23 protein-coding genes and 1 pseudogene are annotated in these 21,358 nt (G+C 68.2%); 10 read left to right on the top strand and 14 right to left on the bottom strand.

The annotated features are described in order from the left end of the window. Window positions 1–137: 137 nt before the first annotated feature. The 11 genes from AB0D18_RS18465 to AB0D18_RS18415 form a co-directional block, all read right to left on the bottom strand. Window positions 138–647 carry a DUF6082 family protein gene (locus AB0D18_RS18465; RefSeq protein WP_362419077.1) on the bottom strand — a complete coding sequence of 170 codons (510 nt, stop codon included), beginning with the start codon at window positions 645–647 and terminating at the stop codon, window positions 138–140. A gap of 13 nt (window positions 648–660) precedes the next feature. Then, complete coding sequence (locus AB0D18_RS18460; RefSeq protein ID WP_362419074.1) at window positions 661–1,254, bottom strand: DUF6624 domain-containing protein; 594 nt, start codon at window positions 1,252–1,254, stop codon at window positions 661–663. Beyond that, window positions 1,254–1,562 carry a hypothetical protein gene (locus tag AB0D18_RS18455; RefSeq protein WP_362419071.1) on the bottom strand — a complete coding sequence of 103 codons (309 nt, stop codon included), beginning with the start codon at window positions 1,560–1,562 and terminating at the stop codon, window positions 1,254–1,256. Before AB0D18_RS18455 ends, AB0D18_RS18460 begins: the two co-directional genes overlap by 1 nt. Before the next feature lie 29 nt (window positions 1,563–1,591). After that, the gene (locus tag AB0D18_RS18450; protein WP_362419068.1) at window positions 1,592–2,095 is read right to left on the bottom strand and encodes an NUDIX hydrolase; all 504 of its coding nucleotides are present in this window, start codon (window positions 2,093–2,095) and stop codon (window positions 1,592–1,594) included. 107 nt (window positions 2,096–2,202) lie between these two features. After that, window positions 2,203–2,709: a hypothetical protein gene (locus AB0D18_RS18445; protein ID WP_362419065.1), complete on the bottom strand. Its 507-nt coding sequence runs from the start codon at window positions 2,707–2,709 to the stop codon at window positions 2,203–2,205. A 63-nt stretch (window positions 2,710–2,772) separates the two neighbouring features. Continuing rightward, window positions 2,773–3,492, bottom strand: a complete 720-nt coding sequence (locus AB0D18_RS18440; protein WP_362419062.1) for a DUF6082 family protein — start codon at window positions 3,490–3,492, stop codon at window positions 2,773–2,775. Beyond that, window positions 3,486–3,971: a GntR family transcriptional regulator gene (locus AB0D18_RS18435; RefSeq protein ID WP_362419059.1), complete on the bottom strand. Its 486-nt coding sequence runs from the start codon at window positions 3,969–3,971 to the stop codon at window positions 3,486–3,488. Before AB0D18_RS18435 ends, AB0D18_RS18440 begins: the two co-directional genes overlap by 7 nt. 295 nt (window positions 3,972–4,266) lie before the next feature. Beyond that, window positions 4,267–4,755, bottom strand: coding sequence for a GntR family transcriptional regulator (locus tag AB0D18_RS18430; protein ID WP_362419056.1), 489 nt, complete (start codon window positions 4,753–4,755; stop codon window positions 4,267–4,269). Further along, a complete protein-coding gene (locus AB0D18_RS18425) occupies window positions 4,752–4,937 on the bottom strand; it encodes a DUF5999 family protein (RefSeq protein ID WP_362419053.1) in 186 nt (61 codons plus the stop codon). Before AB0D18_RS18425 ends, AB0D18_RS18430 begins: the two co-directional genes overlap by 4 nt. A gap of 538 nt (window positions 4,938–5,475) precedes the next feature. Continuing rightward, the gene (locus tag AB0D18_RS18420; protein WP_362419050.1) at window positions 5,476–5,631 is read right to left on the bottom strand and encodes a hypothetical protein; all 156 of its coding nucleotides are present in this window, start codon (window positions 5,629–5,631) and stop codon (window positions 5,476–5,478) included. Further along, window positions 5,628–6,200 (bottom strand): hypothetical protein, encoded by a 573-nt coding sequence (locus tag AB0D18_RS18415; protein WP_362419047.1) that lies wholly within the window; start codon window positions 6,198–6,200, stop codon window positions 5,628–5,630. Before AB0D18_RS18415 ends, AB0D18_RS18420 begins: the two co-directional genes overlap by 4 nt. Window positions 6,201–6,493: 293 nt before the next feature. Between AB0D18_RS18415 and AB0D18_RS18410 the strand changes: the two genes are divergently transcribed. From AB0D18_RS18410 to AB0D18_RS18390, 5 genes and pseudogenes are all read left to right on the top strand, one after another. Further along, window positions 6,494–7,837 carry a hypothetical protein gene (locus AB0D18_RS18410; RefSeq protein WP_362419044.1) on the top strand — a complete coding sequence of 448 codons (1,344 nt, stop codon included), beginning with the start codon at window positions 6,494–6,496 and terminating at the stop codon, window positions 7,835–7,837. 33 nt (window positions 7,838–7,870) lie between these two features. Further along, the gene (locus AB0D18_RS18405; protein ID WP_362419041.1) at window positions 7,871–8,416 is read left to right on the top strand and encodes a GNAT family protein; all 546 of its coding nucleotides are present in this window, start codon (window positions 7,871–7,873) and stop codon (window positions 8,414–8,416) included. A gap of 302 nt (window positions 8,417–8,718) precedes the next feature. Next, window positions 8,719–9,054, top strand: a pseudogene (locus tag AB0D18_RS18400) (IS1380 family transposase); the annotation flags it as partial. 22 nt (window positions 9,055–9,076) lie between these two features. Next, complete coding sequence (locus AB0D18_RS18395) at window positions 9,077–9,742, top strand: hypothetical protein (RefSeq protein ID WP_362419038.1); 666 nt, start codon at window positions 9,077–9,079, stop codon at window positions 9,740–9,742. 368 nt (window positions 9,743–10,110) lie between these two features. After that, entirely contained in the window at window positions 10,111–10,590 is a 480-nt protein-coding gene (locus AB0D18_RS18390) for an RDD family protein (RefSeq protein WP_362419036.1), read from the top strand. Window positions 10,591–10,595: 5 nt separating this feature from the next. Here AB0D18_RS18390 and AB0D18_RS18385 read toward each other — a convergent pair whose 3' ends face one another. Together AB0D18_RS18385 and AB0D18_RS18380 are read right to left on the bottom strand one after the other, a co-directional pair. Then, window positions 10,596–12,107, bottom strand: coding sequence for a serine/threonine-protein kinase (locus AB0D18_RS18385; RefSeq protein WP_362419033.1), 1,512 nt, complete (start codon window positions 12,105–12,107; stop codon window positions 10,596–10,598). Further along, window positions 12,104–12,859: a serine/threonine protein kinase gene (locus AB0D18_RS18380; protein ID WP_362419030.1), complete on the bottom strand. Its 756-nt coding sequence runs from the start codon at window positions 12,857–12,859 to the stop codon at window positions 12,104–12,106. Before AB0D18_RS18380 ends, AB0D18_RS18385 begins: the two co-directional genes overlap by 4 nt. A gap of 184 nt (window positions 12,860–13,043) precedes the next feature. Here AB0D18_RS18380 and AB0D18_RS18375 point away from each other — a divergent pair, with 184 nt between their 5' ends. The 5 genes from AB0D18_RS18375 (at window position 13,044) to AB0D18_RS18355 (ending at window position 19,663) form a co-directional block, all read left to right on the top strand. Then, window positions 13,044–13,532: a hypothetical protein gene (locus AB0D18_RS18375; protein WP_362419027.1), complete on the top strand. Its 489-nt coding sequence runs from the start codon at window positions 13,044–13,046 to the stop codon at window positions 13,530–13,532. A gap of 90 nt (window positions 13,533–13,622) precedes the next feature. Then, window positions 13,623–16,148 carry a hypothetical protein gene (locus tag AB0D18_RS18370; protein WP_362419024.1) on the top strand — a complete coding sequence of 842 codons (2,526 nt, stop codon included), beginning with the start codon at window positions 13,623–13,625 and terminating at the stop codon, window positions 16,146–16,148. Window positions 16,149–16,233: 85 nt separating this feature from the next. Next, window positions 16,234–17,655, top strand: a complete 1,422-nt coding sequence (locus AB0D18_RS18365) for an IS1380 family transposase (protein WP_362419021.1) — start codon at window positions 16,234–16,236, stop codon at window positions 17,653–17,655. A 422-nt stretch (window positions 17,656–18,077) separates the two neighbouring features. Then, a complete protein-coding gene (locus tag AB0D18_RS18360) occupies window positions 18,078–18,275 on the top strand; it encodes a DNA-binding protein (RefSeq protein ID WP_362419018.1) in 198 nt (65 codons plus the stop codon). Next, on the top strand, window positions 18,272–19,663 hold the full coding sequence (locus tag AB0D18_RS18355) for an integrase (RefSeq protein WP_362419461.1): 1,392 nt from the start codon (window positions 18,272–18,274) through the stop codon (window positions 19,661–19,663). The genes AB0D18_RS18360 and AB0D18_RS18355 overlap by 4 nt, the downstream gene beginning before the upstream one ends. A 162-nt stretch (window positions 19,664–19,825) precedes the next feature. On the opposite strand, the gene AB0D18_RS18350 is transcribed toward AB0D18_RS18355, so the two are convergent. After that, a complete protein-coding gene (locus tag AB0D18_RS18350; protein ID WP_362419015.1) occupies window positions 19,826–21,349 on the bottom strand; it encodes an aldehyde dehydrogenase family protein in 1,524 nt (507 codons plus the stop codon). Window positions 21,350–21,358: the final 9 nt, after the last annotated feature.

Here is a 21,358-nt window from a genome sequence, read left to right as displayed (position 1 = left end):
CACGGCGAAGCCACCCCTGCGGGAGCATCCGGATCGCACCGTGAAGAAACGGGACACAACGTGCGAGCACATGGCACCCCTCGTAATCGCCGCCGGATCGGCGGAGTTCTGCTGCCTGTCGTGCAGTACGTGTCGCATCAGACCGAGGTGGGACGTTCAAGTTCGGGGTACGCGCTGGGACCACCGGCTTCCACGTACGCCGCGTCCAGCAGCCCGACGTGCGTGCGCTTGGCGCCGACGTGGGCCTGCTGGGCGCGGCCGTGACGCGTCAAGCCCCATGCCTTCAGGCCGAGGGGGTCCTTCATGAAGTGCCGCGCGTTCAGGCGGAGTGCCTCGGTCGTGTACTCGCCGACGTCTAGTCCGTACCGCCAGTGTTCGAGCCACGCCTGGTGCATCAGCAACGGTCCGGACTCGCCGGCATGGACGTACTTCGGGTGCACGCGTTCCCAAACGGGGTCGAGATCGGGGTGCGTCATGGCAGTCAGAAGGATGTCGTTGTGCACCTTGTGCAGCGCCATCTTCATCGCCTGACGATGGTGCTGCTGGCGCTGGGCGGTGGTCTGGCGGTGGTGCCATTGGCGCTGAGCGGTGTGCACGGCGGCGGCAGCACCGATGGCCCCGGCCAGGATCAGAACGGACAGCGACATGGGGGTCCTCTCGTCAGGTGTGGGCGAGCAGGGCGGTGAGGCCGGGGTCGGAGGCGGGCTCGTCGCCTTCGCCCGGGGGTGGGTGGAGGAGAGCAGCAAACCGGGTGAGGAGCTGGGCGTGGGCGGTCGCGTACGGCGGCAGGCCGACCGCGGTCCGGCGGGTGTCCAAGCGCGCGGGGTCGGCCACCGGCAGGACGCTGAACGATCCGTCGACCAGGCGGTGCTGTGTGCCGTAGACCTGGGGCTGTCCGGCGGTGACACTGCACCGATCGTGCAGGTGAGCCCACGGGGGCAGAAGCTCGCGGTCCTGCTCGGAGGCTGTGCGCAGGTAGCCCAGGGCGAGGCGCTGGAGGTCGTGGGAGTGGTCGGCGTGAAGGGCGATGTGCCCGGCCGCCGCCGTTCCCACGTCGCCGAGGAGTGCGCGGTCCGGCCACCCTTGAGCGTCCAGGACCTTTAGGAGGATCTCGATGTTCGCCTGCTGCTGGCGGATGCCGGCGTCGTACGCCGTCGCCGGGAGCTGACCACGTACGAGCCGGGCGCGGAACGTGCGGTCCGCCGCCGCGCGTTGGATGAGGTCCTGCGCGAGGTCCGGCCACTGCGGGGGCATCACCCGTGCACCCCCGAACCCTGATTCAGCACGTCCGTGACACAGCGGGCTGTATCCACGGAGAGGAGGGGCGGCCCGATCGTGGTCAAGAAGACGGTGCTCTGGTCGCGGCCCGGTCCAGGCAGGCACAGGTACGACGCCTCGGCCTCTGCCATGTACGGCACCGGCGGCGTGGGCGTTGCGGCCACGGGCATGGTCGGATCGGGTTTCTGGAACCCGGCCAGCAGCACGGCGGCTCCGAGTACCAGGACGGCACAGGCGGGCGTCGGCGGACGCAGGGTGCGCGGTGGTGGATTGCGGACAGGCATGGAGGTCTCCAGAATCGGCGCAGGGGCGGCTAGCGAGCGGACATGCCTTCGATGCGCAGCCCGCGGCGGGAGGGGTGAGCGAGCGCGGCCAACGCCTCAGTGATCCGCCGCGCCTGGTAGGGGAGGCAGTAGGTGTCCAGCTGGTCCGGCGGGCAGAACACCCAACTGGTGAGTTCCGGCTCCTGGCCGGGGAGTCCTGCGGGCAAGACGATGGCGTCGTCGTCGGAGATCGTCCCGGCGTCGAAGACGAAGTTGTACCCCTCCACAGCGCCGTTCGTCGGGTTGGCGGGGATGTAGTCGACGAGCAGCAGGTCGCCGACGTGGAGCTGAGTGAGTCCGGTCTCCTCGACGGCCTCCCGGTACGCGGCGTGCTGGGGCTCCTCGTCCGGCAGGGCGCCGCCGCCGACGAGGATGTGCCCGTCCTTGCAGGACGGGTTGACGAGCAGTACCTCGCCCCTGGTATTGCGGATGAGGGCCAGGGCGCCGATGCGGCGCTGTCCGGGACGGTGGTAGTCGGTGTCCGCGTGGGTCATGAAAACTCCTGGGTGTGTAGTGAAAGGGCGGGGTTGGTGGCGCGGGATGCCGGGGCCTTCGGCGGGGGGTGCTCTGGCTCGGCGGTAGGAGCGGTGTGCTGGCGGGTTCAGGGGCGCAGCGTGGTGACTCGGGACCGTGCTGCTGTCAGATCGGCGGAAGGGATGGCCAGCAGGGTGGGTGTGGCGAGATAGACGGCGTGGGCGTACGTCGTGGCGCCCAGTTCCCGGAGCACACCTTTGCCCAGCACGTCCAGAGCCCCTTGGGTGGTGCTGCGGTCGTTTGCCATGCTGTGCTCGGTGCGGCCCAGGACGAGGTCGGCGACGAAGACCAGAGCCTGGTCCGTGAGGTACAACCGTGACTGTGGAGGCGCGGGGACCTGGTCCAGCAGTACGGCGTGGAACATCACCGCCCCGGCACGAGGGGCTGCGGCCTTGAGGTCGTAGGACGCTCGCTGGAGGAGCTCACGGGCCTCGCGCCGGCTGAAGCCGTGTTGCGCGCTGATCACTTTCGGGCTCAGGCCACGCGCGTACAGGTGCAGCAGCTCTTGCGCTCGGGGCGACAACCGGTCGGGGGCTGGTATTCGGGTGGGTTGGGGCAGTGCGCTGAGGGTCATCGGGTATCCCGGAGGCCGGAGGGAAGAACGGAGAAGAGCACGGGCCTGACACCGCTGGGCGGGTCAGAACTCGCTGACGGTCTCGCCGGATTCGTCGGCGTAGATCTCGTCGAGGACCTCGTACACCCCCAGCGCCCGGGTGTCGCAGGCGAGGGCGCCGTACCAGTGATGAGCCCACCGCCAGAAAGCCGCGCCGGAATCCGTGGCGAACATGACCTTCGCAGCGGCCCCGATCTCGGTCAGTGACAGGGCCCGGCTTCGGCAGCCCGCCACCCACAGCGACACCCACGCGTGCTGCTGCAGCATCTGCACCTGCCGGGCGGGCCCGGCGTCCTCGAACTGCGCCCACCCGGAGCGGAGTTCCAGGCTCCACCCCCGGGTGACCAGCTGGGGCCGGCTGGTGCACCGGGTGCGCCGGAGCAGATCTTTGATCCGGCAGCTGATGGTCGAGGTGCACAGGTCGAGGGCGTCGGCGATCTGCGGGACGGTGGCGCCCGCAGCCAGCAGCCGCCACAGTTCCAGGTCTTCCCAGCCGAGGTCCACAGTGTGCTCCGCCAGGTCGGGCCGCGGGAGGATGCGGGCGAGGTAGCAGACGTGCACCGCAGCTTCCGGGCCGGACACCCCCAAGCGCCGGTTGCATTCGCTCGCGCGGTTGTACAGCGTGCCGACGGTCCGTCGGAGGAGGGTGGCCGCGCTGGGCATGGTGTGCCCCGAGGCGCGCAGGGAGAGCAGGTCCAGGTGCTTGAGGGCCAGCGGCAGGGGAGCACGTGGGCGGCTCAGCACGGGGTCTCCTGGCGCTGGGCGGCGACGTAGAAGCCCCGGCCGTACGGCCCGTCTTCGACGCGCAGCGCGCCGGTGGCGATCAGCCGTCGGCAGGCCCGGCGGACTTCACCGGGTTTGAGGGTGAAGTCGGCGCCGAGGATGCCGGTGGGTAAGGCCGTTCCGGGCGCGTAGTAGCCCGAGCGGATCCGGTCGCGTACGCAGGCGTCCAGGGCGATGTCGTCCGGGTGCAGGGCACCGGGGGCCAGGACGGTCCTGCGTACGAGCAGGCCCCGGGTCTCCAGATGCCGCCTGCCGCGAAAGACCGCCCACTCGGACACGCCCAGCTCGGCGGCGAGCGCACGGTCGGATGGCAGGCGGGTGCCCGCCCGCCACTGGGTGCGGATGCGTCGGTGCAGGCCCCGCGCCGCCTGCGCGGTGGAGGGGTCCTGTATGCCGCTGATCCAGGACGAGTCGGCGTCCGGCGCGTACAGGGTTGTCACGAAGGGCTCCAGGTTAATTCGCACTGTCTGACGGGCGGTTGGGGAGTCGGCGGTGCTCGGGTGGATCGGGAAGGAGGGCTGCCGCCCCGGCTGGAAAGGGCACTGGGCGGCAGCCCGCGGGGAGGGCGCGCCGGACGCGACGGAACCGAGTGGCGCATCCGGCTCCCCGCCCCCCGGCCCGCGTCCCGCCTAATTCAGACCCACAGGCGCCTGACATCGGACGGGCTGGCGGCCCGGGATCGTGAGGGGAGCCCCGGGGTGCGGGTACGAGCCGCCGCACCACGGGGCGCCCGGTCTAGGGGACCGTCGCGGGCAGGGTGTACGCACTCGGCTCGCACACCACCAGCTCCTGCCGGGAGGGGCTGTGCAGCATGAGGTCGCGGAGGTAGCCCTCCTGGCGGGACCACGCGCAGCCCGCTTCAGCGACCGGACAGCTCACACCCAACTCGGCGGCGAGCGCGGCAGGAGAGATCGCCTGTCCCGGGACGTAGGTGCCACCGGCGACCCGTTCTCGCAGGAGCTGGGCGACCTGCGCGACCGGAGTCGGCTCGGCGGGCTCGGCACGCACGGTCGGACGGGCCGTGCTGCTTCGCTCAACCACCCCTTCGGCCGCGAGCCTGCCGAGGGCCTGGTGCAGAGCCTGGCTCCCGACGCCGAGACGGCTGGCCAGGGACTGCAGTAGCGGCAAGGGGGAGTCGGGTTGATAAACGCCCGAGGCGATCTGCTCGCGGAGGACGCCAGTGGCCCGGCCGACCACGGTCTGGCAGCTCGTCGGTGTGTTCATGCGGGCACCGGCGTCCGGTGCGGGGCGATGATCTGGCCGTACGGCAACAGTTCACCGGTGTCGAACAGGTATACGCCGTTGTACAACGCCGACCAGCCCTGCTCCGGACGGGACACTCTGACAGCGGCGGCCTCCCGGTCGGCGGACTCAGCGGACGGGCACGGGGGCTGGTGCGTACACATGAACAAGTCCTCGCAAGGATTGGGGAGTTGAGTGTGGGCGTGCCGGGGGTCGCGAGTGAGGTGCTGTGGCGGGTCCGGCCTCTTCGGTGGGGGATTCGAGGGGCGTCAGACGCCGGCGAGGTGGCCTCCGGGGAGTAGACCTGCCAGGCCAGGCGCGGTGCGTGCCGGTGGCACCCGTCACGGAGGTACGCCAGCCGCTGGAGGTCCGCGCTGATGAGGCGGATGCAGCCGGTGCACGCGTAGAGGTCCGTGGTGGCGACCGGCGGCAGGTGCGGGGCCCCGACCAGCTCCACCGTGCCCACCGCGAGGACCGCGGCCCCGGGACCGGCGGGTACTTCTCCGCCGCACCACAGCCAGCACCGGCGGGATTGCCCGTACGTCAGGACGTGGGCAACCGTGCGGTGAAGGCGCGTCAGGCACAGGGAGCAGGCATACAGCGAAGCGGCCCACCCGTGGTCCTTCACGCTGCCGACGTACTGCACCTCGACCAGACGGCGGGGGCACCATAAAGCGCACACCGCCCGGATCAGCGTTCCACTCACGGCCCGTCCCTCCCGTCCTCCGCGTCGAGTTCGTCCGCGGTCGTGGACCCGATGGAGGAGGCGGGGCGCGTCAAGAGCACGGCCATGAGGATCAGCAGGACGATCCCGATGCCCAGCACCCAGACAGACCCCCCGGTCAGCGTCTCGGTCATCCGCCGGCCCGCCATCCGCAAGAGTCCTGCGGCCCGGCACCGGCGGAGCGGGCGGTCGGGGCCCCGGCGGACGGTGGCGCAGTCCCCCGCGGCCGGTTGCACAGTCGGAGTGCGTCCAGCACGGCCGTGCGCACCTGCTCGCCGTCGAGCAGGGCCAGGGGCTCAGGGCGGGCGGGAGACCACGGCGGCGTGTCCCATCGGACCCCGGGCGACGGCGGCAGCACCAGCCGCGCCTTGGATCCGGAGAAGACCACCACGTCGGGAGGGCCGCCGAGTACCGTGCCCGTTCCCGCCTGCACCAGGAACGTCACCTGGGCCGCGGTGATGAGGCTCGGCACGGGGCCGAGCCCACCGCTCTCCAGGCGGATCAGTACCTGATTACCCACCGGGCGGGGGAGCGCGACGGCATCGAAGCCCGCACACCCCGTGTGGATCACGGCGTTCTCGAATCCGGCCGAGACCTCGCCGTCGTCCACGACGAGCCGCCAGTCCAGCAGATCGGCATAGGCGCGGACCAGACTGGTGTGGTCGCCGGCTCTCGGGGGCCAGGCGGTGGCGGTCCTCATCATGTCCTCCGGTTGCTGCGCGTAGTCACTCCGGGACGACGGCGGTGCCACAGCGAGCAGCGCGGGCACTCTCCGTAAGGGATACATCGATCCTGACGACCCGTGAGCGGCAACTCCAGCCCCAACGAGCCCTCGGAACACCTGCTGTGGGCGAGGGGACTTCTTCGGAGTTCCTTCGGCTTCCCTCGGAGTGCATCCGTAGTGCGCAAGTACCCTTTATCGCGGGCAAGTTCAGAGGGGATGCGCTCTACCGTCGGTGGCACGGACGCACCGCACCCCTGGGGGAGGAGAGGTTGATGCACACGCTCTTTCGCCGCCTGCTCGACGAGCGCGGGCAAGGTGATTTCGCGGCCTTCCTTCCGGCCTTCCGGCAGGCGGCCCGCGAGCGTGCGGAGATCGAGGAGAGCGCCTCGCTGCGCAGCCTGGCACCCGCCCTGTCCACCTTTGAGGGCTGGTACTACGGGCGGCGCCAGCCGCAGCGGGATGCCCGCAGGGTGCTGATCCACATGCTCGGACTGAGTATCGAGCAGCTCTGGAGCACCGCCCCGGAAAACCCTGGGGCCCTGGACTCCCGGGTCGGCGCGTCCGCCGACAGCCGTGCCGAATCCGGCGCGGCGCTGGACGAGATGAAAAGGACGGCAGCCATGGCCGCACGACGCGCAGCGGACTTCGCCCTGGGGGCGGAACGGGGCCAGATCGGGCAGGAGACCCTCGGCCTGCTCACCGACACGGTTCACGAGATTGTCGAGCAGTACCCCCGGGTACCGCTCGCCACGATCTACGACACCATCGCCGAAGCGCAGAACGACGTCTTCCGCCTCATCGAAGGGGGACGCGCCCGCCCCACCCAGATCCGCGACCTCCACGTTCTGGCCACCATCGTCTCCGCCCACATGGCCAAGGCGTCCCACGACATGGGCGACCCCCGCTCCGCCATGACCCAGGCCCGAGCCGCCGGAGTCTGCGCCCAGCACGCCGAACACGGCGGACTGATCGCCTTCACGTACGGCCTCAAATCCCTGATCACCTACTGGTCGGGCAAGGGCGCCGAAGCCATGCACTACGCCCGCCAGGGCGCCGCCGAACAACCCGAACTGCGCGGCACCGTAGGCGTGTGGCTGGCCGCCCTGGAAGCCAGGGCCGCAGCACTGCTCGGCGACGAGGAAGCCACCACCACCGCCCTGCACCGCGCGGAAAACCTGCGCGACGGCGTCACGCCGGACGACCTCGACGGCTACGGCGGACTGCTCACCTTCCCCGAGCCCAAACACCTCTACTACACCGTCGAGTCCAAGGTCCTGCTCGGCCACAGCGACCCCGACACCGTCACCCTCGCGCAGAGCGCCGTGGCCGAATTCAGCGACCCCCAGGCCACTCACTGGGCCTTCGGCGACCAGGCCGGCGCCCAGTGCAACCTCGCCCTGACCCGCCTGCGCAGCAACGAGGTTGAAGGCGCGGTCGAAGCGGTACGCCCGGTCCTGGACCTCGACCCCGGACACCGCAACCGCGGCATCATCGTCTCCGCCGAACGCGTCGGCGAGGCCCTGCTGCACCCCACGCTGCGCGGCGCCGGCCCCGCGCGCGACCTCCACGAGGAGATCGAGGCGTACGGCCCGGCCCGGCCCGCCCTCCCCCGCTGACCCGTACGACCCACGAAGGTAGAGTCCGCTGGCATGTACCCGGTCACCCGCCGCGGCCAGCGGCTCGAACTGCGCGAACTCACCCCCGACGACGTGGATGCCGTCCACGCGATCTACGGGAGCGAAATCGCAACGGAGCACCTCTCCTTCGAGCCCCGAACCCACGAGGAGGTCCGCGGCATCGTGGACCGCTCGATCGCCTCGGCTGCCACCGCCCCGCGCACCGAGTACGCGCTGGCAGCCTGCTTCGAAGGCGAGTTGGTTGGCTTCGTACGGCTGGCCATGGACCCCCACCAGCAACGAGCCGCCACGATGGGCTTCGCCCTGCGTCCTGACGCTTGGGGGCAGGGGTACGGTCTCGAGTGCGTCCAGCTCCTCCTCGGTCTGGGCTTCGAGGAGTTGAGTCTTCACCGTATCTGGGGCGCCCGCTCCCCGAGGAACACGGCCTCGGCTCGGACCATGCAAAGGGCCGGGATGATCGAAGAGGGCCGAATCCGAGAGCACATCTTCAAGAGCGGCCGGTGGCGGGACTCCGTGGTCCACTCCATGCTGGAACGCGAATGGAGGAGCCCAACCTGAAGGCAACTGCGTCTGCGTCGTGACTCGGGCCGCTGGGCGGTTCGGCAGTAGGCCGTAGGGAGAAGCCGTTTCGTCCGGAACCGCCGTCAGTGCATTGCTGGGGAGGTGGCGTTCGGTTTCGATGGCACGGCTCGACCAACTCGTTGCTCGAAGCCGATCCGTCTTGCGAGTTTGGCGGAGCCTTCATGGCGAGGCAGACTAACCTCGCTCTTTCACTTGAGGTGAGGGCTGTCACGGTGCTGTGAACGCGAAAGTGCCTTCTGAACAGGGGCGATGAGACTTGTTGAGGGTCTCGGTCGTCGCTGCTGGAAGGCACTTTCTGCGTGCAGGCTATCGGTTCGCGTCCGAAGGTCTTTGTCACGGCTGACGGTTCGGGGGTGGTGGGGCATGCCGGGGCCCGGTTGCTGGCGGATCTCGCCGGCGAGACGGGGCTGACGTCCGCGTACGCGGGTGTGCTCGGCCCGTTGCGGCCGCGCGGGACCGGTCACGATCCGGGCCGGATCGCGGTGGATCTCGCGGTGATGCTCGCCGACGGCGGCCAGGCGATTACCGATCTCGCAGTGCTCCGGGGCCAGGGCGAGGTGTTCGGGCCGGTGGCGTCCACAGCCACGGCCTGGCGGTTGCTCGACGACACTGCGCGACCTGACCCGCACCCGCGCCGTGTTCGTCCGCGAACGCACCCGCCACAAGCAGCGCGCGGAGAAGATGCTGGAGGACGCGCAGATCAAGCTGTCCTCGGTCGTCACCGATCTGTTCGGCAAGTCCGGCCGGCTGATGATGGACGCACTGGTCGGCGGCAAGCGCAGCCCCGCCGTGCTCGCCGGACTGGCCTGCGGCAGCCTGCGCGGGACGAGGGAGGCACTGGCCCTCGCATTACGCGGTGGCTGCACCGAGCACCACGCCTTCATGCTCGGTCAGCTCCTGCAGATGGTCGACACCCTCGACGCCCGGATCAACGACATCACCGTCCGGATCGAAGGCCACCTCGCCCGGATTGAACCGCCCACCGGTCACCGTCCCAGCGACGGTGCCGCGCAGCACCGGCAGGGGCAATCCGTGGCACCGAGGCACGCAGCATCGCCAAGGCCGCCGCGGCCCGCAAGCTGCTCACCCTGGTCTACTACGGGCTACGCGACGGGGAAGTCCGCTGCCTGGCCCGCAGGGACCCGGCGTGAGCAGCGTCCGGAACCACGACCGACGCGAGATCGCCGGAGTGTCTGGCCCCCGCACCACGGCGAGGCCGTATTCATGATTGATCCCGTCGGCCGTGCGCCGAACCACACCATGCCGCCCCGCACCCACAACGCGGGCGCGGCGCAGGGATAACCGGCAGCCGGAGCGCCGGCACTTCAGCATCACACCTGGTGAAGAGCGCACACCCCACAACGGCCCAGCAGGGCCCACAGCACACCACTCGGAGACGGGCACCGTCCCCTCACCCGAGCACGCCCTCAACCGGGCCCGTCACAGCAAGAACCCGGGCAATCACGGGCACTTGACCAGCCCCGCACTTTCAGGGATGACAGTCCCGGCTCCGCCGACCGGACGCTGCCGCCTGCCCAGCTGAGCTCCAGGTTTCCATTCAGCCCCTGACGGATGTCAGGTGGTGCCGCGTGCCAGGATTCCTAGTCTGGCCAGGGGGAGGTGCCAAGGAGGTACCAGGGAGGCCCTCCCATCCTGTTCAGGAGGCCGCGATGAACGACCGCTTCACCGAGGTGCGCGCTCCGTATGCCACGGGTTATGCGGGAGACCACCCGCTGCATCAACTGGCGACCCCGTGGCGGCGGCTCGGCGCCTTTCTGCTCAATGAGCTGTTCCTGGCGCTCGGGCTTCTTCTCCTGGCTTCCGTTCCCTCGGGCAGCTGGGCCTGGACGACTGCTCTGGCCCTGTACATGCTGCTGTGCCTCCTGTACTCGCCGGTGAGCACCGCCCGGTGGGGCGGCACCCCCGGGAAGCTGGTTCTGGGGCTGCGGGTGGTGCGGGCCGGCACCGGGGAGCACCTGTCCTTCGGCCGGGCCACGGGGCGCTTTGTGGCGCATCTGGCCTTTGCGTGCGTACCGCTGCTCGGAGCGCTCAACTACTTGTGGTGCTGCGGTGAGCGGAGCAGGTGCCTGCATGATCTGGTCGCAGACACGCTCGTGGTCCGCGTACCGGCCGCGCCGCGCCCGCAGTGATGCGTTCACGTCGTGTAGGCCGCCAGGTGCCGCAGCACCCCGGTGACGTACGGCTTGACACGCTGGGGCACCCCGCGTTCGGTGATGACGGTTTTGTCGCTGGTCCGGTAGCCCGCGGCGATCAGTGCGGGGAGGTCCTCGCGCAGGCCGCTGCGTTTGAAGCGCTGGTCGAGCCAGCACAGATAGGACGCCATGGTGGCGATGGCGTCCGGCGGTGACATGTAGTCCTTGGTGCCGTCCCGGTCACCGTCGACTGCCCAGGCGTTGAAGACCGACGGCGTCCACATGGCGATGCCGTACTCGTCGTCCTTGGGCCGAGCGGCCTTCGCATCGAAGTTGCTTTCCTCCTTGAGCATCGCCGCGATCAGGGCGGGGGTGACCTCCTTGTCGGTGCACCCGGCGGAGGCGCGGGTGATGACCGGGCGCAGTTCTTCCGGTACGTCGCTGTCAGCCGGAAAGGCGGCGGCCGTGCCTTCCTGCGCAGCTGTACTCGCGGGGCCGGTCGGGGTGTTGCCTATCCCCGGCGGCGCATCACCGCTCGACAGGGTGATCAGCACCGCCGCGAGCACGAGCACGGCGCTGCCGGCCATGAGGTAGCGCCGCCGCCCGCCGTCGGCGCCGCTCAACGCCCGGACTCTGCGGGCGAGCTCAGGAGCGGCGAGCCGGCGGCGGCTCGCGTGGTCAGGGCGCAGGCACTCCGCGATGAGGCGCGCCCAGCCCTCGGCGAGCCTAGGGTCGAGCCGCAGGGTCGTGCTGCCGCTCGCGTAGGAGCGCACGGCCATGGATCTGGCACGTGCGTCCACGCCGGGGAACGGGTGCACGCCGCCGGTGAGCACCTGGTGCGCAAGGATGCCGAAGGCCCAGATGTCGGCGGTGGGGCGCAGCACGCTGCGGCCCGCGGCCCGGTTGGTCCACCACTCGGGCGGCACATGGTCGAAGGAGCCGAACACGGGCACATAGGCGTGGGTGCCGTCGAGTTCGGCGGTGAGCCCGAAGTCGGCGAGCCACACACCGCCGGTGTCGGTGAGCAGCACATTGGACGGTTTGAGGTCGCCGTGCACCCAGCCGCGGGCATGGATGTGGGCAAGCCCCGCGCTGATCCCGCGCAGGATCGCCGGGGCATCGGAGACCGCCCCGCCCTCCGTACGGTCCAGCAGATCGCGCAGGGAGCGGTCGGCACGGTCCATCACCAGCGCGGTGACGCCCTCCAGCTCCGGGCGTTCGGTGTCGTGGAGGGTCAGGGCCTGCCGGGTACGCACCAGATGGGGATGGTCGGCCTGCAGACTGAAACGCACCTCCCGCTCGAGGAGTTCGGCCATGGTGCGGCGCTGGCCTGGCGGCATCAGGTCCGTGCGCAGGACCTTCACCGCGGCCGGAGTGCGCTCCGTGATGTGCTCGGCCGCATATACGCACCCCCAGCTACCTTCTCCGATCGGCCTGTTGAGCTCCCACTGCCCGATGCGGTAACCCGCCGGGAGCGCCGCGGACGGCGTGTCGCCCCCGGGTGTCGGCGTCACGTGGTGCCCCTTCCGCCGCCGGGAGGCAGTAAGGGAAGATGCTCCTCGCGGACCAGGTCGAAGCGGAGGGCGAAGCTGACCAGCTCCGCGCGTTTGCCGCCCGTCCACTCGCCGTCGCCGAGCCGCAGCTTCTCTGTGGCCAGGTAGCCGATGTGGTAGTTGACGGCCGTGCGCGTGAGGTTGTGGCAGGACGGCAGAGGACGCAGCCGCTCCAGCACCTCCGCCACACCGGGGACCGCTCCGGAGGAGGCGTCGCGCAGGCGCGGCTCGCACAGGGCGAGCAGCACGAGGAAGTATTTCGCGGTGCGATCGAGGGAGAACGGCGACTGGGTGGGTTCACCGAGCCGCGGCACCGGATCGCCTTCCAGGTACGCGTGCTCGGGGGCATACACCTTGAAGGTCGCCTCTGCGCCCCGCGAGGGCAAAACCACGCGGGAGAACTCGAAGGGCACCGGCGCCCCGAGCCGCCCGGGCGCGACCTTGACGTACTCGCCCGCGCCTTCCAGGTTCTCCACGACGTACGTGGAGAACCCGGAATAGTTGGAGAGCCGCCAGTAGTCCTCGGCGGCAGTGATCCGCCCCGCGACCCGGGACACCCCTGGGTCGGCGAGCTGCAGACGCACCGGACTCCGGTCGCCGCCGCGCCCGAATTCGGCACTCTCCCCCGGCCCCAGGCGCAGCAGCCGGGGCCGCCCCGGCGGACCGTCCCCCGAGCCCGGGACGTCCGGTAACTCCACGATGACCGTATCCACGCAGCCTGCCCCTCCCTCATCTCCCCGTATGAGCCCGCGCTTCCGCGGAGCGGCACCCCTGACACACATCAGGTTCCAGTCTCCCCTCCTGATTCTTACCGTGAAAAGCACCAAGCACCGCCGACACCCAGAATGGCCAAACTCTGGGCAGGAAAGGGAGTTGGACATGAGGAGGACCCGGGCAATGCGACACATGACGCGTATCTGCTCCACGGAGACCGTCTGCGCGGCCGCCCTGCTCCTACCGTTACTGGCCGGATGCGGCAGCGACCGGGAGAACAAGGGCGGATCCACAGCGACACCGAGCCGCACGGCTTCCACCGCTTCGCCCTCGCGTACGCACACACCGGACCGGGAACCTACGAGTAAGCCTCCCAAGCCCTTCCCCCGGGCGGCCGACGGCACCCGTACCGATGCCTGTTCCGATGCTGACTGCGAGATCGAGGTGACGGGCCCGACCACGCTCGACTTCCCGGCCGGGCACTCCGTACGGCGGTTCACGATCACCCGCATCTCCGAGGACACCCTGCACTGGACGTCCGTCTTCCCCGGCGAGAGTGAGTCGTTCACCAGCGGCTCCGTCGGCGCCCAGGGCACGGTGACCCTCAACGACCTCCACATCGAGACCCGGGCCATCCAGGGAAAACATGCCGTGATCCGCGTCTTCGAGTGACGGGATCTCCGATCAGCTCCGCCGATGGGTCCTGCGCCATAGCAGCAGGACCTGAACTCCAGTGATGCTCTATTCGCCATGGGGGCGAGGATGACAAGTCGAATACTGCGGCTGCTAGCGGCACTCATCTGTGTTCTGCTGATTGCCCCGCACGCTCTTCAAGCCGAGGCAGCGCCACGGCCCGCCACCGCTTCTGTCAGCCAGGACGACGACCGCGACGGCAAGAACCTCGGCCCGGGCCTGTGGGATACCGAGCGCGGCAAGGTCCAGATGGAGCAGCGCCGTTACGACCTCTTGAAGGCGAAGCGCGGACAGGCCAAGAACCTGGAGAATCCGGATCCGGCCGTGAACTACGGCACAGCGTGGGAGCCGTTCAACATGTCCCTGCCGCTGTGGTCCAGGTTCAAGAAGATCTGGGAGCAGCACTGGGGGAAAGGACGCGGCGAGGACCGGGTCGAGGCACGGCTGCTCACCGCGATGGAAATCAAGGGCTGGCGGGTGAAGCTCTACGAAGAGCTGCTAAGCGAAACAGACATGACCCCCTCCAGCAAGATGGTCAACCTCGTCGGCTCGAACATGCCAGGTACGGGCAACCTCCACACTGAGATGATCTTGGTGCGTGGGCAGACGATCGCGCGCTACATCGTTGCCGCGCTCAAGTACGGACACACCGACGAACAGATCGGCGGGGAGCTGCAGAATTTGGCCAGGCAGCTGGATACCGGTAAGGCGGCGAACGGGTCAGGGATGAACGACGAGTTCAGGCGGTTCCTGCGGGAAGTGAAGGACCCCTCCACCGGAAAGTCGGTGAATCCGGACCTGCAGCTGTCTCGCGGCGGCACGTCGGACCTTCAGCCCTGTGGCAGTGCCGGCGGCGGCGGCTGCTCCTCCATCGGCCGCTATATGGACTTCGCGGTGCGGTACGGCACTGGCTTCGAGAGGCAAGTCGCCACCACAGAACTGGACGCGAACCTCTTCGTGTACTTCGACAACCTCATCAAGAAGAAGGGCGATGACGGTGACTCGGCGTACCTGAAGCTGCTGCGCCAGATCCGGGAGGATTTCTGGAACTCTCTCCTACGCAAGGTGCATCCACAGCCGCATAAGAATGAAGCGGAGGTGGAAGCGCGGAGGAAGGAGCTCCTGGAACAGCTGTGGCAGCGGATTGAGCACAGGCGCCATGTGAAGAAGTTCATGCGCGTGCCCGGCGAGAGGGACGATCTGAACAGGTTCGTGTCTGATCTGGAGGAGTACTGGGAGGAGCGGGGCCTTACTATCCGTCGTCCCGGCAAGATACCCCCCGATGTGGCGAAGGGGGCAGCTGAGCACGCGCGAGAGGAAGCGCCCAGTCTCATGACTCCCGGCTGCGCCGGAACTGCGGCCGGATGCCGGCGCGGTGAGGCGCCGAAGTCCGGCCTCGAGCAGTCGCTCGCCGCCGCGGCCAACGGTCACAACGGCGGCATCGACCTGCGTTCGCTCGAACTCCGCTACCTGTCGGACAGGCCCCAGGACGAGCAGAAGGTCAGGTACGCGTTCACCGGCACGCCAGCGAAGAACTTCGACAACCAGCACCTCGAGGGCGGACTCACCGCCGCACGGCAAGCCTCCGACGCATTCTTCGTCTGGCTGTCGATGCGCCCCGACTCCTTCTGGGTCAACCTCAGCCCCGACGAGCCAGACCGCATCGTCGACCCAAAGATCGGCCGAACGGACGTCGGCCGCATCATGCTCCAGGCCGACCTGCGCATGAAAAAGACCGTCGGCGAACTCATCCACCCCAACACCAAGCTCGGCAAGGAGTTCTGGAAGCACCTGAACGGCAAGTGCTATTCGTTCCGCAACTGGATCGTGCCGGGCCGGGCGAGCGTGTATGCCACCAGGGACGAGCTCTACATCGTCGACGCACCACTCACCGTCAAGAGCCAGGCCGACTACCTCACCACCCAAGGCGTGGACGGTGCAAAGGGCTGCCGGAAAGAGAGCCAGGCCACCGAGAACCGCAACGAGGCGCTGTACCGCAAGCTGATCCTGCCGCGCCTACAGCGCGCGGTGAACAAGGCACCCGAATACGCGCAGCTGCGTCGCATCTACCTCAGCCGCATCGCCGCCGAGTGGTACCGGGCCCGCAGCACAAAGCACCACACGACGTACAGTTCCCTGATCAACAGCGGGGATGTATCACGGTGGCCGCACAACGGCGCATGGAAGCCGCGGGACACCTTCGACGCCTACGTGGACTCCTACCGAAACGGCGAATTCAAGGTCAAGAACCGCACGCGCAAGGGCAACTACATCTACACCAACACCTACGTCTACGGCGGCGTCGACTGGTCGAAACTCAACATCCACCAAATGAGCCGCCAATCCTTCGAGCAGCAGGCGCCAGGCCTTGCAGCCGACACGAAGCAGGCCGTCGACGGCCGCACGAAGACCAACGGCGATCAGGTACTTGTGGGCGGCACGGTGCCCCAGCGGGCGCCGGACCGCGGCGGGCACACCGGCGGCATCCCCACCTGGGGCTATCTCGCCGGCCTCGGCGTGCTCCTTCTCGGCACCACAACACTGGTACTCAAACGACGGCTGCGCCACCGCAACCAACCTCGCTCTTTCACTTGAGGTGAGGGCGGCCACCGTGCCGTGAACGCGAAAGTGCCTCCTGACCAGGGACGATGAGACTTGTTGAGGGTCTCTGCTGTCTCGGTTGGAAGGCGCTTTCTGCGTGAAGGCTATCGGTTCGCGTCCCAAGGTCCTGGTCACGGCGGATGGTTCGGGGGTGGTGGGACATGCCGGTGCACGCCTGCTCGCAGATCTCGCCGACGCGACTGGGTTGAACTCCGCGTACTCGAGAGCCCTGAGGTCTCTGCGGCCGCGAGGGACCGGGCATGATCCGGGCCGGGTCGCCGTGGACCTCGCGGTGATGATTGCCGATGGTGGCGAGACGATCACCGATCTTGCAGTGCTGCGGGACCAGGACGAGGTGTTCGGACCGGTGGCCTTCACGGCCACCGCTTGGCGGCTGCTCGCCGGCATCGACGACACGGTGCTCGCCCGGTTGCGCTCCGCTCGAGCCCAGGCGCGGGAGATCGCCTGGCTGCAGGCCGCCGAGAGCGGCAGGGGCATACCCGTGGTGCGGACCGGTGGCCGCGAAGTAACCGGCCTGGTCCTGGACCTGGATGCCACGCTGGTGACCTGCCACTCCGAGAAACAGGACGCGGCGCCCACCTACAAGGGCGGCTTCGGCTACCACCCACTGCTGTGTTTCCTGGCCAACACCGGCGGCGCCCTGGCCGGACGGCTGCGCCCCGGCAACGCCGGTGCGAACACCGCGAACGACCACATCACCGTCCTCGACGACGCGCTCGCACAGATCCCCGACGCCCACCGCTACGGCACCGACATCCTCATCCGCACCGACAGCGCCGGATCCTCGAAAGCCTTCCTCGCACACATCCGGAGCCTGTGCGAGCGTGCGATCCGTACGTACTTCTCGGTTGGTTACTCCGTCACCGAACCGGTCCGTCGGGCGATCCGTGCCGTCCCCGACCGGCTGTGGCATCCGGCCCTTAACCAGGACGGCAGTCTGCGCGACGGTGCTGAAGTCGCCGAGCTGACCGCTCCGGTCAGCCTCGCGGGCTACCCGGCCGGAACCCGAATCATCGTCCGCCGCGAACGCCCGCACCCCGGCGCCCAACTCTCCCTGTTCGACACCGTCGAGGGCCTGCGTCACCAGGTCTTCCTCACCGACACTCCCGTCGCCGAAGGCACCGCCCAGTTCCTCGAGGTCCGCCACCGCGGCCACGCTGTCGTGGAAGATCGCATCCGCTGCGGCAAGGACACCGGCATCGCCCGCTTTCCCTCCCGTCGGTTCGATATCAACGCCGCCTGGCTCGAGCTCGCCCTGACCGCCGCCGACCTGATCGCCTGGACCCAGCTCCTGCTGCTGGACGGCGAACTCGCCGCAGTCGAGCCGAAGAAGCTCCGCTACCGGCTCCTGCACATCGCCGCCCGAATCACCAGAGGCGGCCGCCGCCTCCGCCTGCGGATCTCCGCCGATATCTGGACCGAGCTGTTGCCAGAGGGCTGTGGACTCAGCGCTAACTCGGGTTTGGTTGCGAGGGTTTGACTCCAGGGCGGATTGCTTCTCCCTCCGCGGCGAGTCGCGCCCTGGTGCCGCCGCTGGTTGACTCCCCTCCTGGTGTGCGCCGTCAGCATCGCTTACGGCAGACACTGCATTGGCCGTCAAGGCTGGATACCTGGCCCATAGCCATGCCAACGTACGTATCGCCCGGAAATGCAGGGCGTAGCGACTGGCAGGGGGAGGAGGCCCGTGTACTGCGCAACTCTCCAGTCTGGGCGACGCGACCGTGTCTATAGCAGGGAACTCCTGACTTCGGAAATCAGAGAATCTCCGGATCATGGATTCTGTAGTCGTCGGCCCTGCTTAACGCTGTCGCTGACGGATGTGGCTGCCTGTGACGTATGGGTCTATGCGGAGGTTACGCGCACATTGTGCCCCGCAGTGTTATTTCAGTGAGGTAGGAATTTATGGCTCGCCCTCCGGCTCTAAAGCTTGCCGAAGTACTGGCAGAGATCCGCATGAGTCCATCTGCTTTTTATCGAATGCGTGCTCGTGGGCAAGCGCCGCGCATGAGCAAGTTGCCGAATGGTGAACTTCGTTGCCGTCGACCTGATCTGGACGCTTGGTGGGACATGTGCGAGAGAGATTCTGAAACTTGGCGATGAGTTTCAATGTCCGATTCTGGGACATACGCGAGCGCCCTGACAGGCGAAAAGCCTTTATGGTTCGGTGGACGGTCGAGGGACACGAAAAATCCGAGTCGTTCATGACCTTCGGCCTTGCCGAAAGCAGGCGTTCAAAGCTGATTACGGCGGCGCGCGATGGTGAAGCCTTTGATGTGCACACAGGCTTGCCCGCATCCGAGTTGCGAGCTATCAAGCAGCGGACGACGTGGTTCGACCTGGCTCACGAATATATTGACGAGCGCTGGGATCGTACGCCGGGCAATACTCGGCGCACCCTTGCTGATGCCCTTGCCACTATTACACCTGCCCTGGTGCACCACGGCGTCTCGCACCCCGAGCCGAGGGTGTTGCGCCGCGCACTGTACTCGTGGGCGTTCAATAAGAAGGCCTGGAGTCAGGAGCCAGTCGAGGAGTGGCGGCAGGCTCTGGACTGGATGAAGCGAAATTCGCTGCCTGTGAGCTTCCTTGCGGAAGCAGATGTGTTGCGACGAGGACTGGAGGGCCTGAGTCGCAAGTTGGATGGCAAGGCGGCGGCGGCCAGGACGGTGCGCCGGAAGCGGGCTGCGTTCAGCGAAGTGCTTACTACCGCAGTAGAGAAAGGCTACTTCACGGAGAACCCGCTCCGCGGGCTCAGGTGGAGTGCTCCGGCGGCCAACGAGGAGGTCGACCCGGTTGCCGTTCCCAATCCGGCCCAAGTCGCCAGGCTCCTCGCGGCTGTTGCCCGGCAGGGTGGACGTGGCCCGCACCTGGAGGCGTTTTTCGGTTGCATGTACTACGCGGCCATGCGGCCGGCGGAGGTGATTCACCTTCGGATTGAGCAGTGCCATCTGCCTGAGACCGGGTGGGGTCTGTTCAACCTGACGGGGGGAGTCGTCATTGCGGGCAAGGAGTGGTCGGACGATGGCGAGGTGTATGAGATTCACTCGCTCAAGCGCCGCGCTGCCACTGCGACCCGGCCCGTGCCCATTCCACCGCAGTTCGTGCGTGTTGTCAGGGCGCACATCGAGCGATTCGGCGTAGCGCCGGATGGCCGTCTGTTCCGGAACCAAGCGGGCAATTATGTGGACCCCGCTGCTTACGGCACCACATGGGCACGTGCTCGGGAGTACGTGCTGACCCGTACGGAGCTCGCCGCCGGCTTGGCCAAGAGGCCATACGACGTCCGGCACGCGGGGATCTCGTTCTGGTTGTACTCCGGGGTCGACCCGGCCGAGTGTGCTCGCCGTGCTGGTCAGACGATTGAGGTCCTCTTCCGCCACTACGCCAAGTTCCTGGACGGAGTCCGGGAACAGGCCAACAAGCTCATCGAGCAGTCGATGGAGGAGTGGGATCGCGTCAACCGGGGTGCGGGGCCTCCTGGGGCGTGAGTCGGATTTCTGGTCCGTGACTGGTCCGGAAGGGCTGGTCAGGAGCGGGACATCAGTGGGATGAACTGGGAGTTACGCCACAAACCGATCCCGGCATTGAGTGGATCGACAGAGGGGCGTCTGATGGGAGGAATCCCAGGTCAGGCGCCCCTTTTCGCATCTCTAGAAGAAGCCGAGCTTCTTCGGCGAGTATGACACGAGGAGGTTCTTCGTCTGCTGGTAGTGGTCCAGCATCATCTTGTGCGTCTCGCGGCCGATGCCCGATTGCTTGTATCCGCCGAACGCGGCGTGCGCCGGGTAGCTGTGGTAGTTGTTCACCCAGACCCGGCCTGCCTGGATCGCGCGGCCCGCCCGGTACGCGGTGTTCATGTCGCGGGTCCACACGCCCGCGCCGAGGCCGTACAGCGTGTCGTTGGCTGTGCGGATCGCGTCGTCGAAGTCGGAGAAGGACGCGACCGCGACGACCGGGCCGAAGATCTCCTCCTGGAAGACCCGCATCCGGTTGTCGCCCTCAAAGACCGTCGGCTGCACGTAGTAGCCGCCCGCCAACTCGCCGTCGTACTCAATGCGCTGACCGCCCGTCAGGACCTTTGCGCCCTCCTGCTGGCCGATGTCCAGGTAGGAGAGGATCTTCTGCAACTGGTCGTTGGAGGCCTGCGCGCCGATCATGGTGTCCGTGTCGAGGGGGTGCCCCGGCCTGATGAGTTCGGTGCGGGCGATCGCCGCTTCGAGGAACTCGTTGTAGTGGCCCCGCTGGATGAGCGCGCGTGACGGGCAGGTGCACACCTCGCCCTGGTTCAGGGCGAACATGGTGAAGCCCTCGAGGGCCTTGTCGCGGAAGTCGTCGTCCGCGCTCCAGACGTCGTCGAAGAAGAGGTTGGGGCTCTTGCCGCCGAGTTCGAGGGTGACCGGCTTGATGTTCTCCGAGGCGTACTGCATGATCAGCCGCCCCGTGGTGGTCTCCCCGGTGAACGCGATCTTCGCGACGCGCGGGCTGGAGGCGAGCGGCTTGCCCGCCTCGACGCCGAAGCCATTGACGATGTTGACGACCCCCGGCGGCAGCAGGTCGGCGACCAGGCTCATCCAGAAGTGGATCGAGGCGGGGGTCTGCTCGGCAGGTTTCAGGACGACGGTGTTTCCGGCGGCCAGCGCGGGCGCCAGCTTCCATGTGGCCATCAGGATCGGGAAGTTCCAGGGGATGATCTGGGCGACCACGCCGAGCGGCTCGTGGAAGTGGTACGCGATGGTGTCGTCGTCGACCTCGCTGAGGGTGCCCTCCTGGGCGCGCAGCGCACCCGCGAAGTACCGGAAGTGGTCGATGGCGAGGGGGATGTCGGCGGCCAGGGTCTCGCGGACCGGCTTGCCGTTCTCCCAGCTCTCCGCGACCGCCAGCTCCTCAAGATGTGCTTCCATCCGGTCGGCGATCCTGAGGAGGATGTTCGCTCGGTCGCCGGGAGCGGTGCGTGCCCAGCCGGGCGCCGCCGAGTGCGCCGCGTCCAGGGCGAGTTCGACGTCCTCGGCGGTGCCGCGGGCGATCTCGGTGAAGGTACGGCCGTTGACCGGGCTCGGATTCTCGAAGTACCCGCCGCGCACCGGGGCGACGAACTCGCCGCCGATCCAGTGGTCGTAGCGGTTCTCGTACGAGACGACTGCGCCCTCGCTGCCGGGTGCGGAGTATCGGGTCATCGCGGTGGC

This window comes from Streptomyces sp. NPDC048442, from assembly GCF_040651475.1.
Lineage (GTDB): Bacteria > Actinomycetota > Actinomycetes > Streptomycetales > Streptomycetaceae > Streptomyces.
This window is presented reverse-complemented; position numbering and strand designations above follow the sequence as displayed.

Coding starts and splice junctions, on each gene's coding strand:
- AB0D18_RS18465 (WP_362419077.1), bottom strand. CDS start 647: ATGTCGCTGTCCGTTCTGATCCTGGCCGGGGCCATCGGTGCTGCCGCC.
- AB0D18_RS18460 (WP_362419074.1), bottom strand. CDS start 1,254: ATGCCCCCGCAGTGGCCGGACCTCGCGCAGGACCTCATCCAACGCGCG.
- AB0D18_RS18455 (WP_362419071.1), bottom strand. CDS start 1,562: ATGCCTGTCCGCAATCCACCACCGCGCACCCTGCGTCCGCCGACGCCC.
- AB0D18_RS18450 (WP_362419068.1), bottom strand. CDS start 2,095: ATGACCCACGCGGACACCGACTACCACCGTCCCGGACAGCGCCGCATC.
- AB0D18_RS18445 (WP_362419065.1), bottom strand. CDS start 2,709: ATGACCCTCAGCGCACTGCCCCAACCCACCCGAATACCAGCCCCCGAC.
- AB0D18_RS18430 (WP_362419056.1), bottom strand. CDS start 4,755: ATGAACACACCGACGAGCTGCCAGACCGTGGTCGGCCGGGCCACTGGC.
- AB0D18_RS18425 (WP_362419053.1), bottom strand. CDS start 4,937: ATGTGTACGCACCAGCCCCCGTGCCCGTCCGCTGAGTCCGCCGACCGG.
- AB0D18_RS18420 (WP_362419050.1), bottom strand. CDS start 5,631: ATGACCGAGACGCTGACCGGGGGGTCTGTCTGGGTGCTGGGCATCGGG.
- AB0D18_RS18415 (WP_362419047.1), bottom strand. CDS start 6,200: ATGATGAGGACCGCCACCGCCTGGCCCCCGAGAGCCGGCGACCACACC.
- AB0D18_RS18410 (WP_362419044.1), top strand. CDS start 6,494: ATGCACACGCTCTTTCGCCGCCTGCTCGACGAGCGCGGGCAAGGTGAT.
- AB0D18_RS18405 (WP_362419041.1), top strand. CDS start 7,871: ATGTACCCGGTCACCCGCCGCGGCCAGCGGCTCGAACTGCGCGAACTC.
- AB0D18_RS18390 (WP_362419036.1), top strand. CDS start 10,111: ATGAACGACCGCTTCACCGAGGTGCGCGCTCCGTATGCCACGGGTTAT.
- AB0D18_RS18375 (WP_362419027.1), top strand. CDS start 13,044: ATGCGACACATGACGCGTATCTGCTCCACGGAGACCGTCTGCGCGGCC.
- AB0D18_RS18370 (WP_362419024.1), top strand. CDS start 13,623: ATGACAAGTCGAATACTGCGGCTGCTAGCGGCACTCATCTGTGTTCTG.
- AB0D18_RS18360 (WP_362419018.1), top strand. CDS start 18,078: ATGGCTCGCCCTCCGGCTCTAAAGCTTGCCGAAGTACTGGCAGAGATC.
- AB0D18_RS18355 (WP_362419461.1), top strand. CDS start 18,272: ATGAGTTTCAATGTCCGATTCTGGGACATACGCGAGCGCCCTGACAGG.
- AB0D18_RS18350 (WP_362419015.1), bottom strand. CDS start 21,349: ATGACCCGATACTCCGCACCCGGCAGCGAGGGCGCAGTCGTCTCGTAC.